The 18451-nt window shown below is 36.2% G+C and carries 15 protein-coding genes and 1 riboswitch; of the genes, 5 read left to right on the top strand and 10 right to left on the bottom strand.

What is annotated here, in order from left to right; genetic code table 11:
* The first annotated feature begins 12 nt into the window (after positions 1–12).
* Positions 13–2097 (top strand): SA1320 family protein, encoded by a 2085-nt coding sequence (locus P2Q73_RS03685; protein WP_275784038.1) that lies wholly within the window; start codon positions 13–15, stop codon positions 2095–2097.
* Positions 2098–2154: 57 nt separating this feature from the next.
* Here the strand turns inward: P2Q73_RS03685 and P2Q73_RS03680 are convergent, their stop codons facing one another.
* The 3 genes from P2Q73_RS03680 to P2Q73_RS03670 all read right to left on the bottom strand — a co-directional run bounded on the left by P2Q73_RS03680 (position 2155) and on the right by P2Q73_RS03670 (position 6023).
* Positions 2155–3435, bottom strand: a complete 1281-nt coding sequence (locus P2Q73_RS03680) for a DUF5667 domain-containing protein (protein WP_275784034.1) — start codon at positions 3433–3435, stop codon at positions 2155–2157.
* A gap of 84 nt (positions 3436–3519) precedes the next feature.
* Positions 3520–3604, bottom strand: a riboswitch (cyclic di-GMP riboswitch).
* A gap of 261 nt (positions 3605–3865) precedes the next feature.
* Positions 3866–4045 (bottom strand): small acid-soluble spore protein H, encoded by a 180-nt coding sequence (locus tag P2Q73_RS03675; RefSeq protein WP_053591791.1) that lies wholly within the window; start codon positions 4043–4045, stop codon positions 3866–3868.
* 70 nt (positions 4046–4115) lie between these two features.
* Positions 4116–6023: an endonuclease MutS2 gene (locus P2Q73_RS03670; protein WP_275784030.1), complete on the bottom strand. Its 1908-nt coding sequence runs from the start codon at positions 6021–6023 to the stop codon at positions 4116–4118.
* Positions 6024–6917: 894 nt separating this feature from the next.
* Between P2Q73_RS03670 and P2Q73_RS03665 the strand changes: the two genes are divergently transcribed.
* The gene (locus tag P2Q73_RS03665) at positions 6918–7589 is read left to right on the top strand and encodes a hypothetical protein (protein WP_275784027.1); all 672 of its coding nucleotides are present in this window, start codon (positions 6918–6920) and stop codon (positions 7587–7589) included.
* Between the two features lie 53 nt (positions 7590–7642).
* Here the strand turns inward: P2Q73_RS03665 and P2Q73_RS03660 are convergent, their stop codons facing one another.
* Entirely contained in the window at positions 7643–8053 is a 411-nt protein-coding gene (locus P2Q73_RS03660; protein WP_275784024.1) for a DUF2512 family protein, read from the bottom strand.
* A gap of 174 nt (positions 8054–8227) precedes the next feature.
* Here P2Q73_RS03660 and P2Q73_RS03655 point away from each other — a divergent pair, with 174 nt between their 5' ends.
* Both P2Q73_RS03655 and P2Q73_RS03650 read left to right on the top strand, forming a co-directional pair.
* On the top strand, positions 8228–8653 hold the full coding sequence (locus tag P2Q73_RS03655; protein ID WP_275784022.1) for a GNAT family N-acetyltransferase: 426 nt from the start codon (positions 8228–8230) through the stop codon (positions 8651–8653).
* A 527-nt stretch (positions 8654–9180) separates the two neighbouring features.
* Entirely contained in the window at positions 9181–9393 is a 213-nt protein-coding gene (locus tag P2Q73_RS03650; RefSeq protein ID WP_056830494.1) for a DUF1540 domain-containing protein, read from the top strand.
* 284 nt (positions 9394–9677) lie between these two features.
* On the opposite strand, the gene P2Q73_RS03645 is transcribed toward P2Q73_RS03650, so the two are convergent.
* The 5 genes from P2Q73_RS03645 to groES all read right to left on the bottom strand — a co-directional run bounded on the left by P2Q73_RS03645 (position 9678) and on the right by groES (position 16460).
* Positions 9678–11357: a putative sodium/potassium/calcium exchanger gene (locus P2Q73_RS03645; RefSeq protein ID WP_275784018.1), complete on the bottom strand. Its 1680-nt coding sequence runs from the start codon at positions 11355–11357 to the stop codon at positions 9678–9680.
* Between the two features lie 965 nt (positions 11358–12322).
* Positions 12323–13288: an aromatic acid exporter family protein gene (locus P2Q73_RS03640; RefSeq protein WP_275784015.1), complete on the bottom strand. Its 966-nt coding sequence runs from the start codon at positions 13286–13288 to the stop codon at positions 12323–12325.
* A 134-nt stretch (positions 13289–13422) separates the two neighbouring features.
* Positions 13423–13992 (bottom strand): SF0329 family protein, encoded by a 570-nt coding sequence (locus tag P2Q73_RS03635; protein ID WP_275784011.1) that lies wholly within the window; start codon positions 13990–13992, stop codon positions 13423–13425.
* A 508-nt stretch (positions 13993–14500) separates the two neighbouring features.
* Positions 14501–16132, bottom strand: a complete 1632-nt coding sequence (gene groL / locus P2Q73_RS03630; protein ID WP_275784008.1) for a chaperonin GroEL — start codon at positions 16130–16132, stop codon at positions 14501–14503.
* Between the two features lie 43 nt (positions 16133–16175).
* Complete coding sequence (groES, locus tag P2Q73_RS03625) at positions 16176–16460, bottom strand: co-chaperone GroES (protein WP_053591782.1); 285 nt, start codon at positions 16458–16460, stop codon at positions 16176–16178.
* A gap of 186 nt (positions 16461–16646) precedes the next feature.
* Here groES and P2Q73_RS03620 point away from each other — a divergent pair, with 186 nt between their 5' ends.
* Positions 16647–17360: a CPBP family intramembrane glutamic endopeptidase gene (locus P2Q73_RS03620; protein WP_053591781.1), complete on the top strand. Its 714-nt coding sequence runs from the start codon at positions 16647–16649 to the stop codon at positions 17358–17360.
* A gap of 432 nt (positions 17361–17792) precedes the next feature.
* On the opposite strand, the gene P2Q73_RS03615 is transcribed toward P2Q73_RS03620, so the two are convergent.
* Positions 17793–18434, bottom strand: coding sequence for a redox-sensing transcriptional repressor Rex (locus P2Q73_RS03615; protein ID WP_053591780.1), 642 nt, complete (start codon positions 18432–18434; stop codon positions 17793–17795).
* Positions 18435–18451 lie beyond the last annotated feature (17 nt).

Here is an 18451-nt window from a genome sequence, read left to right as displayed (position 1 = left end):
AGAATATAACCTATGACTATTATAAATAACGTAACTCGTCCGAATACGAATGACAAAGATTTAGTGGAGCTAGCAGGCTATCATGCATACCAAAAATACGAAGTTAATGATATCCTACAAGTTAATGGAAAAGAATTTTATGTTATTCATACTCTTTACGATACATCCTCCGGGCTAGATGCATTAACCATTCAAAATTTTGAAACGAAAGAGCTATCCGTTGTATTTGTCGGGAGCGAACAACTTGACAAAGACTGGATTGGGACTAATACAAAGCTGTTAAGCGACGTTCCTCCCGCTCAAATTCAAGATGCAAAAGCTTATTTTCAGCATATGAACAATAAATATGGGGACATTTCTTCTGTCTCAGGAAATTCACTTGCTGGTGCTTTAACGAACGCTGTAGCCATCGAAAATCCTCAAGTAAAAGCCGTGACGTTAAATCCTGCAATACTTCCATCTGGTATGGTCGATCCTACTAAAGATTATACCAACATTACAAATTACTATAGTAAGTATGATTTTCTAACTGGTACAGAAGAGTCTATTGGAATGGGAGATCGAATTCCAGGCAATAAATACGGAATAAACAATGGAATACCAATGTTCTCAATGCTAGGGTCCAATCATACTGGCTACGTAGAAGCAGATACAGAAGGAAATTTTAAAATAGAAATAGGCATAAAAGGTGAGCCTGGACATGGATTTATTTACGTAGGAGCTGATGATCATATTGTAACTAGTATATGGACCGGTTCTCCTTTGTATAGCGGACAGACTGAAAAGATTCTAATAAACAAGGAAAATATGCTGTTGCTTTCCGATGGAATCAGGGATCATGTAAAAGGCCGTCTCACTAATGTCAGAGATTATATCGGAAATTCTGTAAGCATAGTCTCGGATGAAAGTGCTCAATTTAATCAACGAGTTACGAGGCTGCAGGAAACTTTTCAATATATGTTTGAAGAGCTTGCTGGCGATCCAGTATTTAATGGTATTGCTAAAACAGGAATGATTATTAAAGAGTGCATAGATGAGCTTATATTACTTCTAGATTCAGCAGAGGCTAGGTGTAGAGTTCTGAATAGCATTTTAAACTCAAAGCCAGCAGAAATAATTGAATTTATCTTTTCGATTGATATAGATGTTGAAGGCCTCTTTGCTCCTGCAAAAGCATATTTACAGCAGTTAAAAGTAGATGTTGATAACTTAGTGGCAAACACACAGAACATTGTTCAGCATGATATTCCCAAGTTATTTGAAGGAGGGAAAGACCTCTTTGTAGATGCGGTTGTAGGGGAACTAAACGCTCACTATAACATCGTCAATGAAAATAAGGATAAAGTATATAAACAATTAAATGCTTACGAGACTCAGGTTCATGACATAGCAATTTCTTTTCACAACAAAGACCGTAATTTGGCAAGTTCTATTCATTCAGGTTCTACTTTAGAAGATGGCGTAGATTCCGTGCAAAATACAGAAGTTTTTACGATTGAGTCTTCTTCCTATGTAGTAGTTGGAATGAAAATAAAAGAGATTCAAGTGGAGCTAGCCCATAATCATATGAATGCAATCGGAATATCCATATTAACTCCAATACTATTGGGCTTAGAAGCATTGTTATTTTTAATAGAAACGGCATTGTCAGCAATTATTATCGCAGTTAAGGCTGCTTTAAACGTCGGTTTGTATGGAAACCCTGTAAGCTTACTCATTAGTTTGTTCACTAATTACGAGGAAAGAGTTAGAAGAGCTGTTCAAAGTGCGTTAGAACCTCTTGAGGAGATGGAAGTAACTGTGGAAGGTCTCCGAAAAGGTTTTGGTAGAATGATTGTGAATCTTCCTGAAATGCTGAATAATTTTAAACCATATATCGATACAGCCATTTTTGAACCTGGGAAATATGAAAATGTACGACTATATAATGTCTCCGCTTTAGCTATACTAGATGAGATGGAACTTCTATTTAACGACATTATCTACCAATTATCTGACGAAAAAGCTAATGCAATTGAAGCTACATTAGAAATCTCACAGAACGTACTTGGAAATATACAGATTTTAAAAGAACAGGTGCATCGTGTAACACTATAGATTATAATGACTGAAAATTTAGATATTATTTTCAATAAAGAAAAAGACAAAGGGGATTTACTCCTCTTTGTCTTTTTTCCCGTTATTCGATTTTTCCTTGTCGTTATTCCCTTGTTGTTTAGCCTCGGCTTCTTGTTTCTTTGCTGCAGCATTTGAAGCCTCTTCTTCAACTTTCGCTGCTGCTTCTTTTTGTTTAGCCTCAGCTTTTGCTTTCGCTTCTTCAGCTTTAAGCGCGGCTTCCTTTTGTTTAGCTTCTGCTTTTGCTGCTGCTTCTTTTTGTTTAGCTTCTACTTTCGCTACTGCTTCTTTTTGTTTAGCTTCTGCTTTTACTTTCTCTTCTTCAGCTTTTTTAGCTACTTCTTCGGCTTTTAATTTTGCTTCTTCCACTTTTTTAGCGGCCTCTTGTTTTTTCTCCTCAGCTTTCAAAGATGCATCTTGTACTTTTGGTGCAGCTGGTGTCTTAGTATCTGTAACTTTAGGTACCATAACCGCTGAATCAGTTACTGGTTGTTGCGTAGATTCTTTTTGTACTTCATTTTCCTCTTCTAGAGGTACTTCTTCTTTTGAATCTGTTGTGTTTTCATCCGCAACAGCATCATCTGATTCTACTTCTTCTATCGGTTCCTCAGATTCAGTGGCTTCTTCTTCTGAAGTTTCTTCTTTCTCTTTTTCAAGCTTAGCTAGTTTTTTCTCTATCTTTTTAGCCAATCTTTCTTCCGCTTTTACAACATTTTTAGCAAGTGCTTCTTTAGCTTTTGTATTTTCTACTTTTTCTAATGCTGCTTGTAAAGCAAGAAGATTTGATGAGAATTTAGCTTCTAAATCAGCATAAGCCGAATCTACTTCTGATTCTTCTCCCGTTGCATCATCTTCAACAGCAGGATCATCTTCATTAGCAACTTCATCCGGATTGTCTTGTTCTACACTTTCTTTATACTTAGCTAAAGCTTCGTCTTGTTGGTCAATCGCTAGTTGTAGTGTTTCAATTGCTTTCTCTTCATCACCTTGTTCAAATAATGCTGTCGCTTCTAGAATTCGCTCTTCCGCTAATGCGCTAAGCAATTCTGCTTCTTTCATGTCATCGAATGTGAAAGCCAATTGAACACTTTCTTGCAATGATTTAAGAAAATAGAAAAAATCACCGGGTAATAATGCAGGTTCTTCCGTATCATTTGTATCATCCGCAACTCCAGATTCCACTTCTGAGTCATCCTCTACTGTTGTCGTGGAATCATTCGTTTCTGCAAATGAAGGACTAACACCTACAAGAAATACAATGAAAGCAACAAACATAAATGCAAGCAGTGTTTTTTGCAAATTTCCTTTAAAATTGGACATAAAAAAACTCCTCTCTCCTATTAAAAATAGAAATACAAGGAAGAACTTTGAATTGAACTTTATTTCAAGTTTTCATCCATATTCTTCGGTAGTTCAGCCACCATAGCCGTTTGGCGTTAGGTCTGAAACTTTGCGTCTTCATCTTTCGACAAATTTGCCTTTTTCGGAATAAGTACCTACATCTAAATAATGCAAGTCCCTATCAAGGATAATTATATATTACTAGATTATAGATATCTATCTATTTTTAACTAATTTTCCTGCGTACTTTCGGCTAGGAAAAAAGCACCCCCATTATTTGTGAGTTACAACGGTTCCAGACAAAAAGCGAGTATGTGAACGATTTCGTTCACATACTCGCTAAGAGATACCTCGAAGAGTTTTTCAGTTGCCCTCATAGGGTGCTTTTTTATACGTAAGTGCAACTATGTTACTGTTCCATTAAGCTTGTGACAGAAACACTTTGTTTATTTTCTGGTTCATCAAGGGAATGGATTGTCGCTTTTCCATTTTGTTTGTCTACATGTTCAATATAAATATTTTCACCGTTATAGGTTACATTAATCATATCAGGCGAAAAAACAATTTCTTCTGCGCGTTGTGCATTCATTGCTTCTACCTCCTTTTAAAATTCAATCGTTATTATATTTACCCGATCTTACTTATATATACTTAACAAATCAGCATTCACTTTGCCCTTTCTTTATTTCTTTAGAAACTTTCTTCAACGCTTTTTTAGATCCTCTTTCCATGTCATGTTGGAATTTCCGTTCTTTGTAACTTATGAATAAAGTACTGACATCATATCCTTCTGGATAAAGCTCTGTAGCTTTTACTTCAAGCTCTATTCTTTTTGCATTCACCTTTATAATTTCATTATTATAGAACACTAATACATTATTGAAATTGTCCTTTTTCTCATACACAATTCCCGAATCGTTCTGTTCCATTATTTTTACTCTGTCCCCTATTTCAAATTCATAAGTGTGCTCTTCCCTAGTTGTGATTTGTACCGGCTTTTTTACTTTATTGTCTCTTACCCGTTCTAAATCATAATTTTTATTTTCAATATAGTGCTGTGCTTTTTGAAGTACCTTTTCACGTAAATTCATTTTCTTCGAAATCCAAAGCGCGTTACTATCTCCTGACTTACCTATTAAAAGCTTATACATCGGCTCTAACGCTTCACTGTTAAATTGCATTGCTGCATTTATGAAGTCACTATGAATTTCCGAATAGCGTTTTATTTCTCCGTAATGAGTGGTAGCCACTGTAATACACCCCATTTGATAAAATTCCTCCAGGATAGCAATGGCTAGTGCGGCTCCTTCATTCGGTTCGGTCCCACTTCCAATTTCATCAAAAAGTAGTAGCGTGTTATTCGTGGACGCACTCATAATCTCTGAGATATTTTTCATATGAGATGAAAAAGTACTAAGGGAGTTTTCAATGCTTTGATTGTCACCAATATCTACATAAAGATGATCAAACACCGCTATTTCTGTACCTTCATCGGCCGAAATATGAAATCCTGACATCACAGCTAATGTTAGTATTCCAATCGTTTTCAAAACGACAGTTTTTCCACCAGCATTTGGTCCTGTGATAATTAGGCTACGATAACCTTTTCCTATCTCGAAATCTAACGGCACAATATTTCCAGACAAAAGCGGATGCTTACAATTCGTCAGTTTAATATATCCATGATTATTTAACCTCGGCTCTATTCCATCCATTCTTTTACTAAACTTCGCCTTCGCAAAAATCATGTCATACTGACCAATCAGTTCAATATTGATGTTTATTTGTCTATTTTCCTCTAAAACACTACCTGAAAGAGTCGCTAAAATTTGGTACTCCTCTATAGACTCCTCTGCTTTAAGCACAGCCAATTCTGCATTTAGTTTTGAAATTGCAGCAGGTTCAATAAACACCGTAGATCCTTTGGAAGACATTTCAACGATTGTACCAGCTACCTGATTTTTATAGGAAGCTTTTATAGGAATTGTAAAACGATCATCCTTTTTACTTATAAAAAATTCTTGAATATACTCTTTATTAGCACTACTCTTCAAAAACTTATTTAATCTTTCTTCAATTTTATCTTCGACTTTATCTATTTGATTTCGAATTCGTTTCAATTCTTTACTCGCTTCCGAGTCTACTCTATTCCCTTTTATAGAATAATTAATATTTTCTTCGATATCTCTAAATTCCATCATGGAATGAGAATAAGAATGGAGAACTGGAGCAAAAAACTCCTTATCCAACATAAACTTCTTTATCGTTCTACATCCTCTCAAGAAGTCAGATATAGCAACTAACTCAGAAGGACCTAAAATCATTCCCTTTTCAAGCTTTTCCATTTGCAAGTTTATATTGGAAACACCTTTTAGGGGAAGATGACTTTCAGCATCCAATAGCTTTCTTGCCTCTGTCGTTTCATTTAACCTGTTTTGTACCACCTTAATATTCGTGCTTGGTTGAAGCTTATCAAGTAATTCCTTGCCTAAACTACTGACACAGTGTGATTTCACCATTTCCTTTAATTCGTCATATTGTAATTTTTCATATGTCATCATATTCATGTGTAACCCTCCTTAAATTTAAAAACAGAATGCTCCCGTTTAGTTGCTAGCCCCTGCAGAAACACTCCTCTGCGACAAGCTTTGCGCAGGAGCAAATTGGCATTTGACCTTAGGCGAAAGCGCCTGAACAATTTTCTGAGTAAAACACTTGCTTATCATTAATAAAAAAATGCCCGCAAGAATCTCACCTACCATTCCAAGTTCACGTTAATTCGTAAATTGGATAGAAAGCTCCTGCGGGCATTCGCCTAGTGATTTGCACCAGGCATTTAATCATCAACTAACAAGCAATGAAAGAAAAAAAAGCATGGCAGGACAAATCCCGCCATGCTTTTCGAACTAACATACTTGTATGTTAAACGAATATATGGAAAAGGAAGCAGTCTTTAAGGTAGGTATTCACAATGCTCATAGACACTGTGAAACAAGGCATACTTAAATAAACTGGAATATAACCAGTTCTTAAAAGCCTTATTAAACTAAATCAGTATTAGTTCATACCTACTTCAGACATACTTCACCACACCTTTTATAAGAATATTTTCAATATAGCATCATTTAAAACGAGAGTCAATCGGGTACATTATAATCCCCAATCTAATTTTAAGACATCTTTGAAAGCCAATAGAATCCATTAGGCAACAGGTTTACCACTCCATTCAATTTTCAATGCAAACATCTTAACTGGTATTAACACTTCTTTATGAACGATATAAAGAAGTGTTTTTCGATATAAACAGTCTTTAATACTTATACATTAGTATCTTAGACTCAAATCTAATAAGATTCCAAAGTACTATTTTTACCAACTATACCCATTTTCACTTGCATGCCTTAAAATTTGGTAACTATAATTATAATATGAAAATAATTAATGATATGGGGATGAGGTAAATGAAGAAGGCGTTTTTGTTTTTAGGGGTATCAATAACCATGATTTTAGCCGCATGCGGTGATACTAAAGAGTCAACGGAGGATAAAGAAGTTTCCGATGCAAATGTTTCAACAGAAGTTTCAGCAACAGAAACAGTAAATGCAGAAGACAGTGATCAAAAAGATGAAACAGAAAAGACCGAAAATAAATCAGAGGATAAAGCGGACGGTACTAGTTCAAAAGCTCTCCCTCAAGGAGAAAATCTGTTAAAAGAGGATAGCGTATTTGAATATGAGGACGGAGATATAGTCATGACCATCAATCATGCCGAGTTCACGAAAGAATTTGCATCCTCTACAGGAGATGACAAGCGAAGTATCATTTCTGATAAAGAAATTTACCTTCATTTATCAGGGACTATCAGTAATGACACACTAGATTCATTCAGTTATGGTCATCAATTAGGAAGCGTTAAGTTTAAGGCAATTTACGATAACAAACATGAATTTGATTTCCTAGCTACAACAGAATCATTAGACGGATCTAAATTGGAAGGTGCAAGTATCGACTCCTTACAAGAGCAAAATTTCCACTTATACTCACAAGTCCCTCTTCCAGTTTCCGAGCGAGATAACTCCCTAGTTCTTGTTGTAATCGATAGTGAAGGCGAACACGAAATCGTCCTTCGTTAATAACAAAAAGCATCAAAGCCTTCACAAGGAACTTTGATGCTTTTATCTTCACTTTAATGCTTTTTAGCAACTCCTGAAACCTCATCCAACTTTGATATATATTTTCCTACGAAAACTGTGAGATCAAGGTATTTATGGAAAAACCATTCTCCTAAAGCTATAACAATTGCAGATATGATAGCACCAACTGCTAGATTCTCATTAGCATCTGTTAGAGCAATTAACATATACCAAATGACAAGGAAGCCTATGATTAAATCAGCAATAGTAGCCATAATATTACGCAATCGTTTTGGAGCCAATCTAAAGAGAATAAAATCACCCAATACATATGCGAAAATGGTTAAAACTAAACTAGTCCATATGGTATCCATGAAAGGAACATCGAATAACAGGGTTAATATAATTAAAAGAACCGCTGCAATCATAACAAATTTGATACCGAGTGCTTTTAAATGTTCCATTATTCTACCTCCTTATTATCTTCTCCTATTCTTTACCCTGTACTTAGTTTCATGAATCATAATAATTTAGACATTAGAAATATAATCACTTTTTTTTACTAGAATATTTTCACATAAGCTACAATCTCCTATATGATGAGTATAAGTGTGCTTAAGAAAGAGAGTTGAAAAATTTTGAAAGTGAAGATTGTCCAAACTAAAGAAGAACTAGACACGGTTTTTGATATTCGGATAAAAGTTTTTGTCCATGAACAACATGTACCGATGGAAGAAGAAATAGATGAGTACGAAAATGATTCAGTTCATTTTCTACTATACGATGCTGAAAACTCGATAGGAACTGGTCGGTTCCGTATAGTAAACGGTATAGGTAAGGTGGAACGTATTTGTGTTTTATCTGAAAAGCGAAAACGCGGTAGTGGTAAATGTATAATGCAAGGAATCGAAGAATACGCTAGACGACAAAATATAAATAAATTAATGCTGCATGGTCAAACGCATGCTGAAAAATTTTATAATCATTTAGGGTATAAGACAGTTTCGGACGTCTTCTTTGAAGCAGGCATTCCACATGTTGTAATGGAAAAAGAAATTATTTAAACAGATTCAACCTTTACATACTACTTTTCATAAAGAAAAAAGAGATTATCACTATTTCAATTAGTGATAATCTCTTCGTTTTTGGAGTATAAATTTTTTGACATAAAAAGAGCCTCACTTCTTCAACAGTGAGGCCTCCAATTCCAATGCTATGGAATTTCATGAGAAAAACGAAGGGAGATCTTCTTCAGTTATCAACTGTTTCTCATATTTATATTTTACCCCAAAAAAACATAATACTAACTGGCAATATTATCTATAAGATTAATTAATTAGAATCATACTAAAAAAATAAATTATTAAAAAATAAAAAAGATTAGTAAATATTATCTTAAAATTTATTATTTTTTTCCTTTTAATATTAAAAACAATGTATTTTTTTTACAAAACTACGAAAACCATATGATTTATTAGAATGCGAATAATTTTATACATACTATTTACCCAATTTGGACATACTAAGTTTGAAGAGAGAATCTTATGGTTATTTCTTCTAAATTTTAAATTCAACTTTAGGGGGTAGGCGGATGCCGATTGTAGAAGTTAACTGTTCTGTAGCAAATTGTGTATTTCATGCGGAAGGAAATATTTGCGGAGCTGATCAAATCAAAATTGATATTGATTCCCAGTCAAAGTATGACTCAGAGTTCGCTCAGGAATTCGACTTTTTCAACCGTACGGAAGAAGCAATCCATTCTGCAGATACATGCTGTAAAACGTTTAAACCAAAAAACAAATAATTTATTATTTTCCACATTCTATTGGAATCTATTTATCTGTCAATGATAAGATATCTCAATAGATAGCAAAGAGGTATAGAATTGTTATAAAAAAACTCCCAAATTGAATTTAATCTTTTTGAAAATGGTCAACCAGCTTATTTTTGGTTGGCCATTTCACTTTGTTGTTCACACATGAAAAAGGGGGGAATGAACATTCTCCTTTTTCATTCCCCTTCCTCTTTTTATTCAGTTCAAAGCCATTATACTCTTATACTACGATCGATTATGCTAGAGAGTCCCTCTTATTTTAGGAAGTTTATAAGGTTAGAGAATGAAGCTGCTAGGTCTTGATAGTATCCAATCATTTTATCCTTTAAAGAGATTTGGTCGGATTCCTTTTCTACCTCATTTTGACTGATTTGTTCTGTTTCAGTAGCCAAACTTACTTCTTCATTTACTGGTTGTACTGGTTCCTCAAGATCTGATACTGTATTTTCCACTGATTCTACGGTTTCTTGTTCTGGTGTTTCTACATCAGAAGGTTGATCTTGATTTTCTACAACGACTGGGCTTTCTAGATTAACGTCAGCATCATTTGTTAGACCTGTATTTGTATTATCAACAGAGATGTCTTGGGATGTATCTGCCTCTAAAGTTGGTGTATCTGTTTCACCGGCATCAGCAGATATATCGGATACTACATCAATTGCTTCAACGTTTTCAGATTCTTCACTTGTCTGAGCTAATTTTTGTTCAATAAAGGTTTGATAGTATCCAATAACACTTTGATAGCCATCACCGATAAATTGATAAGTTTCATCTACCCATGTACTAGAGTCATCTTCTTGATTTTGTGAACCATCTACTTGGCCCTCTTCTTCAGCTGTTGGTGCACCTGTTTCTTCAGCTTTTCCTTCTTCTTCAGCTGCGATTGCATCACCATCTACTTGGCCGTCTTCAGCTGTTGGTGCTTCTGTTTCTTCAACTGTTCCATCTTCTTCAGCTGCTGCTGTATCATCTTCTACTTGGCCATCTTCAGCTGTTGGTGTTTCTGTTTCTTCTGCTGCTTCGTCTTTTTCAACTGCTTCTGTACCATCTTCTACTTGGCCATCTTCAGCTGTCGGTGCTTCTGTTTCTTCCGCTGCTTCGTCTTCTTCAACTGCTTCTGTACCATCTTCTACTTGGCCATCTTCAGCTGTTGGTGCTTCTGTTTCTTCATCTGTTCCTTCTTCTTCAGCTGCTGCTGTATCATCTTCTACTTGGCCATCTTCAGTTGTTGGTGCTTTTGTTTCTTCAGCTGCTTCGTCTTCTTCAACTGCTTCTGCACCATCTTCTACTTGGCCATCTTCAGCTGTCGGTGCTTCTGTTTCTTCAGCTGCTTCGTCTTCTTCAACTGCTTCTGTACCATCTTCTACTTGGCCATCTTCAGCTGTTGATGCTTCTGTTTCTTCATCTGTTCCTTCTACTTCAGCTGCTTCTGTACCATCTTCTACTTGGCCATCTTCAGCTGCTGGGGCTTCTGTTTCTTCTTCTTCTGCTTCAGCTGCTTCTGTACCATCTTCTACTTGGCCATCTTCAGCTGTTGGTGCTTCTGTTTCTTCATCTGTTCCTTCTTCTTCAGCTGCTGATGTATCATCACTTATTTCGCCTTCTTGTGGTTCATCATTATTTGTTTCATCTATATTATCATCTGAATCATCATTAGTTGTGCCGGAATTTTCTTGAGCTAGTTTGCTAACTAGTTTACCTTTTTCAGGAGAACCTGGTAGACTTTTCGCTAATGCAGATACTTCCTGACCATGATTTTTCACTTGTTCAATAACTTCAGGATTAACACCCTTTGTATCAAGCTCTGCTGCAGAAGTAGGTGCACCAGCTGCTAAAAAGGCTGCAGCCATCATTGATGTTGACATTACTAGTGGCGCTACTTTTTTCGACAAATTTTTATTTGCTTTCTTAGAATCCATTTGTTTTTTATTCATTACTTGATCTCTCCTAATTCGTATTTTTTCTACTGATAGGATGGATTTTTCATAAATTCCGTTATTTATCGTTTCACCTCCTATCAGCACGAGTAAGATTATTACTCAAATTTTCCGGCAGCACCATCATCTGCCTGTCTAGAATATAACAAAGCTTTGTTACCATTTTGTGTTACTCCGTTTAAGAAAAATGACAGTTCCCTTACGTGTTTATAGAATTTTGCAATAAATGAAATTTTATATAAAGCCCAAACAACTCTATTCTAAAAAAATAATTATGCTTTCATATTAGTTCTCTCTGATATTTCTGTGTTTTCCCACCCCGTATAATTTGAATAAAAATGCCCAATTTTACTTTACAAATAAAACCCGAAAGTAAATATTATTAAAACAATATTATAGTTATTTGATAAATGTTTATATTCAGACACCTGATAACGTGCCTTTAGTACGGTAGACAAATAACATTGCGTGCGTGTATTCATCTACATTTTTAATGCACATAATTGTTTGAAGACCCAAACATTTATTGTTGAACCTAAAAAAACTGATTGTCTCTTATTCAGAAACAGCCAGTTACACTTTCTTCACAACATTATGATGAAGCCATTGATTCTAAAAGCTCTTGAACGCTGTTAACTTTCGTATAAGGAGCAAACTCGCCGTATACTCTGATAACTGATTGCAAATCTGCCCCGCCCAAAACACCTAGCTGAAAATCAATTTCACGATTCAACTTTAGATTAATGTAAAATGGAAGTTTTTATCCTCCTAAAATAAAAATAATGTCGTTCAGGAGGAATTTCTCAAACCCATTGCTCCTAACGCACCCCAAAACCAGAAAATGTATTAAAAATCCAGAGGAAATCGAAAGAGCGTTATATAATCGATATCCGCTGGTTATTTTATGAAATCGAGATGAATCATCTGAATATCCTCTCTCACAAGCTCCTTCCACTATCGACTTATCGACTTCTTTTGGTAAAAAGTTTTTTCTTTATGTTTAAGTAGTTTTTCATTTCAAAAATCAAATAAAATAGATTCGCTCGTATTTCAAATTCTTCTCTTGTCTTTGGCAACTCCATCTTGCTGATCAAGGCATTTAATTCCTCTAACTCATTTAATGAAATGTCCGTTGTATCTCCCGAATGAACATTCCGACTTAAATTCTCCAAGAACTCCGCAAACATTTCTTTCTGTTTGACGTCTAGGCTGGATGAAGAGAAAATAGCAACGATTTTCATCATATGTTTTAGGAGTTCCAGTTGATCCTCTCGCATTTCCAGATAATAATAATCTATATTTTGTTTTCGCAACAGATGATTTTCTACATCTTGAATGGCAATGCTTTTGGATTGATTAATCAAATCTTCTACCTCAAGTATTTCTTTCCCATCCCAGCTTCGCATATTATCCCTTAAATGGGCAGAGAGTTCAAAGAGAAGAATTTCAAACTTTTGTTCAATCTCCTTCTTAAAGATTTCAATGTCCCGCTTGAAACTTGGCATGAAACTATTGACGAGAAGAGCAATTCCCATACCAATTAAAATAATATAGAGCTCGTTCAGAAACATAGCCCAGTTAGCATCCTTTACCGTATAAACATGTAATACGACAACCATACTTGTGACAAAACCACCCTGGATGTGAGCTCTTACGAGGAATGGAACAAATAATAAAATAAATAAGGAAAACACAATGGGATAATAACCTAATACTTCAAAGAACAAACCACCAAGAATCAAAGATAAAAGAGAGGCAAAGAATTTATCCTTAATTGTAATTAATGTCTTTTTCTTCGTTTTCTCGATACACATAATAACAATAATTGCTGCAAATGTTGCAAATTCCAAATCCAATAAACTCGCAATCCAAATTGCCAGCCCTGCTCCTACAGCAGTCTTTATCGTCCGATAGCCCATACCAATCATAGAAGCACCATCCTATTATTTTCTATGTAAATCCTTGCAGGTTACCTGGTTTACAAACATTCGTGTTAATTCATATATATATATATGTACAATCATACACACCATAACCGGTTGGCATCTAGTACTTTTATTTATCATAACGTACTTAGCCGTAGTTCATAAAAATACTGCACAATTGGATGCTTTAACTTCATCTTCTCACTCATGTTTAAAATTCGTTTTTTCCCAACCCGTCTGTCCACCAAAGCTAGAATATTCAATAGGATATCATTGCTCTCTATGCTTTCCTCTATAGAAGTGGATAAAAACTTATTAGCTACAACGATAAAATTTGATTTACTTAATGATGACTGCGCTGACAAAAGCGCCTTTGCATATTCTGATAATTTTCTACTCCTTGCAATTACTTGTAGACGATCCTCCGGAACTATCCCCTTGGTTTCTTTTCTTACCGCTTCAATTTCTTCATTGTTGATAGGAATTTGGATATCTGAATCATTCTTAATTTCCAGCTCCGTCTGATACCATCTGATTAAGGTAGTTTTATCACTCATATTAAGTACATTCTTTTTATCTACCGCAATATAACAAAGTCCTGCTTTATCAGGTAAATAACGGTAGCTGGTTGCAAGGTATTCAACTCTTCCATATAATGCAGGACAGAGAAAGCTCTCTAGATTTTGCTTCAATTTGCTCCAGGCCATGTAATTCTCCTTAATTTTTATTTTATAAATATTTATTGAGACAGTCGTTCTAATATCTATAATACAATAACCAACACATCGATTTAATAGTGAGCTAGAAAAATTCCCAGACTGATGAAACAATAACTATAAGTAATATGGTCATTCGGCTTAAGACAACAACATTATTTAAATATATCGAGCATATCCAGTCAATAATAATCGTCCCTACCACAAAGAATGTCTATCTCCACGTGATAAAAGAAATGAAAAAAGAAGCTTCCCAAAAGTTTGCACAACTAATGAGAAGCCTCTAATATAATCCTATATGTTAGCAAAATGTTAGCATTTCACTTTCACCTTACATACAACCCCTTATATATATCAAGGGGTTGACGGGAAGAGTAGCTCGGACTAAAAGCGCGACATCGTGTCACAACGTCCGAGTGAACAACATCCTGGATTAAGGAACTTAGGCAAAAACCGCAACATCCTGTTGCAATGCCTAAGCCACCACATCCTGTGGAAGTTACATCATGCCGCCCATTCCGCCCATGTCAGGCATTCCCATTCCACCAGCTGCTGGTTCAGGGATGTCTGCTACTACTGCTTCTGTAGTTAAGAAAAGTGAAGCTACAGATGCAGCGTTTTGAAGTGCTGAACGAGTTACTTTTGTTGGATCTACGATACCAGCATCCATCATGTTTACCCATTCGCCTGTTGCTGCGTTGAAACCAGTACCGATTTCTTCGCGTTTTAAACGATCTACAACGATTGATCCTTCTAGACCAGCGTTGTTAGCGATTTGACGAACTGGTTCTTCTAATGCACGTAGTACGATTCTTAGTCCAGTTGCTACGTCGCCTTCTTTTGTTTCTGCTAATTCAGCTACTTTGTTGTATACGTTCACTAGTGCAGTACCACCACCAGATACGATACCTTCTTCTACAGCTGCACGAGTTGCATTTAGAGCATCTTCAATACGAAGTTTGCGTTCCTTTAGTTCCGTTTCTGTTGCTGCTCCAACTTTAACAACCGCTACGCCACCAGCAAGTTTAGCAAGGCGTTCTTGTAGTTTTTCTTTGTCAAACTCAGAAGTTGTATCTTCTAATTGTGAACGTATTTGAGCTACACGACTAGCGATGCGCTCTGATTCCCCGTTACCTTCAACAATCGTTGTGTTGTCTTTTGTTACGACAACTTTAGAAGCGCGTCCAAGTTGTGAAATGTTAGCTGATTTTAAGTCTAATCCTAAGTCTTCTGTAATAACTTCAGCGCCAGTTAGGATAGCGATATCTTCTAGCATTGCTTTACGACGGTCACCAAACCCTGGAGCTTTTACAGCTACAGCATTGAATGTTCCACGAAGTTTGTTAACAACTAGAGTAGCCAAAGCTTCTCCCTCAATATCTTCAGAGATTAATAATAGAGGTTTACCTTGTTGTACTACTTGCTCAAGTACTGGAAGAATTTCTTGAATGCTAGAGATTTTTTTATCTGTAATTAAGATATATGGATTATCAAGCACTGCTTCCATTTTATCTGTATTTGTTGCCATATACGCAGAAGTGTATCCGCGATCGAATTGCATACCTTCTACTACGTCAAGCTCTGTAGTGAATCCTTTAGATTCTTCGATTGTAATAACACCGTCGTTACCAACGCGTTCCATAGCTTCAGCGATTAATTCGCCTACTTCATTATCACCAGAAGAAATAGCAGCAACTTGAGCGATAGACTCTTTGCCTTCGATTTCTTTTGAGATTGCTTTTAATTCAGTAACTGCTGCTGCAACTGCAAGGTCGATACCTTTACGGATCCCTACAGGATTAGCTCCAGCTGTTACGTTTTTCAATCCTTCACGAATCATAGATTGTGCTAAAACAGTAGCAGTTGTGGTACCATCTCCAGCGATATCATTTGTTTTAGATGCAACTTCAGCAACTAATTTAGCACCCATGTTTTCAAATGCATCTTCTAGTTCGATATCTTTAGCAATTGTTACACCATCGTTTGTAATAAGTGGTGAACCGAATTTTTTCTCAAGAACTACGTTACGTCCTTTTGGTCCAAGTGTTACTTTTACAGCATCTGCAAGTTTATCTACTCCACGTAGCATTGCACTACGAGCGTCTTCACTGAACTTAATTTCTTTTGCCATGTTTTTATAACCTCCTAATTATTGAATGATAATCTCGTTTTTATTAGCCAATTACAGCTAGTACATCGCTTTCGCGTAATATTAAATATTCGTTGTTTTCATATTTCACTTCTGTTCCTGCATATTTAGAGAAGATGATACGGTCCCCATCTTTCACGTCTAACTCAACGCGAGTTCCGTTTTCAAGTACTCGTCCAGTACCTACAGCAACAACTTTTCCTTCTTGTGGCTTCTCTTTAGCAGAGTCTGGAAGTACGATGCCAGATGCTGTTTTTTCTTCAGCTTCGATTAATTCGATTACGATACGATCACCTAATGGTCTTAACAAGTGAAACTACCTCCCTAAAATAGTAGAATTTTATATTATTAGCACTCTGTCTCTTTGAGTGCTAACACACTTATAATAATAATTAATCACAGAACATTTTGCAAGTGAGAAGGTTAACTTTTTCCTTTATTGTTTTTTTCCTTTACAATAAAAAGAGAATTGTTATCTAGAAAGGAACTAAATTGTATGAAACAACAAAAAACAGGCTTGTATATATTAATTGTTTACTGCGTGATGCAGCTTTCTGGAGCAATCTTTGCACCACTTCTACTTATACTATTTAAGTCTATGGACGTAAAAAATCCTCCATTGGTTGCTTCTGGATGGTGGGTGTTCCTAAGTATGGGGATTGCTACACTGGTTACACTCCTTTTAATTAGAAAAGATAATAACTTTTTACGACCTTTAAAAGGAAAACAGTCACCTATTGGGCAAACTATCGGCTGGGGAGTCGTCGGTTTCTTTCTTGTATTCCTAGGCCAAGGTGTTGCAGCTACTATTGAACTTAAATTAGGAGTTGAACCGGGATCCGAAAATACAGCACAATTTATAGAAATTGCTCACGCTGTTCCTTGGGCAATCTTTTCAATTGTTATTTTCGCTCCTATATTAGAGGAACTAATTTTCCGCCGTATAATTTTCGGCTCTTTATTTCCAAAAACAAATTTCTTCGTAGCCGCATCTGTCAGTGCTATTGTCTTTGCAATCATTCACTTCGACTTTACGCACATACTACTATATGCTGTTTCTGGGTTTATATTCGCTTTTATTTACCATAAGACAAAGCGGATAGTGGCATCTATCATCTCCCATATGCTATTAAATGGATTTGTCGTTCTCTTTCAGTTTTACGGAGAAACTATACAAAAGTTCTTAGAAACTTACTCTCAAATGCCTTAAAGAAATGCGCAAGCGCCTATGAAGAGGAATACAGTCTAAGTTCGCGACATCGTGTCGCAACGACTGTATGACCCACTTCGTGTGGGCCTCCGACAAGCAAATGTTCTTCCCACTAAGAAGTCGTTTTTTGACTTCGTTGGGGGAAGGTTATTTGACCTCGAGGGGCTAGGCGCTGGAGCTGGACATAAAGAAAAGCGCAAGCCCCTCTGGAGAGGAATACAGTCTAAGTTCGCGACATCGTGGTGCTCCTGCGCAAAGCTCGTCGCAAAATAAAAGAACATTTCGCAACGACTGTATGACCCACTTCGTGTGGGCCACCGACAAGCAAATGTTCTTCCCCCCAAAGAAGTCGTTCGTTAGGGGAAGAAAATTTGACCTCTAGACATAAAGAAAAGCCTTCGACCCATCAGTATTGGGTAGAAGGCTTTCAATTTATTCGTTATGTTCATTTCTTATTAAATAAATTAGGGTTTGTACTTCAACCGATAAATCGATTGTATGGACCCGAATCGTATCAGGTACCGTCAATCGGACAGGGGTAAAGTTAAGAATCCCTTTAATATTCGTTTTTGCTAATCGATCAGCTACTTCTTGTGCTGTGCGACTTGGAACAGTACATATAACCAACTCGATACCATGCTCCTCGAGCTTCTCTTCCATGACACTCGGATGAAAGACAGGAATATCACTTACAAACATTCCCTCTATCGGAGCTTTTGTATCAAAAGCAACTACAATTTTGGTATTATGGTTTTTTTGAAAGTTATATTTTAAAAAAGCAGTTCCTAAACTACCAACTCCAATAAGTGCCACATTTGCAGCTTCATCTTGATCGAGTGTTTTTCTAAAAAACTGGAGTAAGTTAGCAACATCGTATCCATAGCCTTTTTTGCCAAGTGCTCCAAAGTGCGAGAAATCTCTTCGAATAGTAGCGGAATCTATTTTCATCGCATCACTTAACTCTTGTGATGATACTCTTTTATGTCCAGCATTATGAAAACTTTGTAAAAATCTATAATATAATGGAAGCCTCTTCGTTGTTGCTTGAGGAATTCTCGGTAGTTCAGGTTTCATCAAAAACCCTCCAATTT

Origin of the sequence: Bacillus sp. Cr_A10 (assembly GCF_029222665.1) — a bacterium.
Taxonomy (GTDB): domain Bacteria; phylum Bacillota; class Bacilli; order Bacillales_A; family Planococcaceae; genus Psychrobacillus.
The sequence above is the reverse complement of the archived record's forward strand: the minus strand, read 5'-3'. Positions and strand labels throughout refer to the sequence as shown.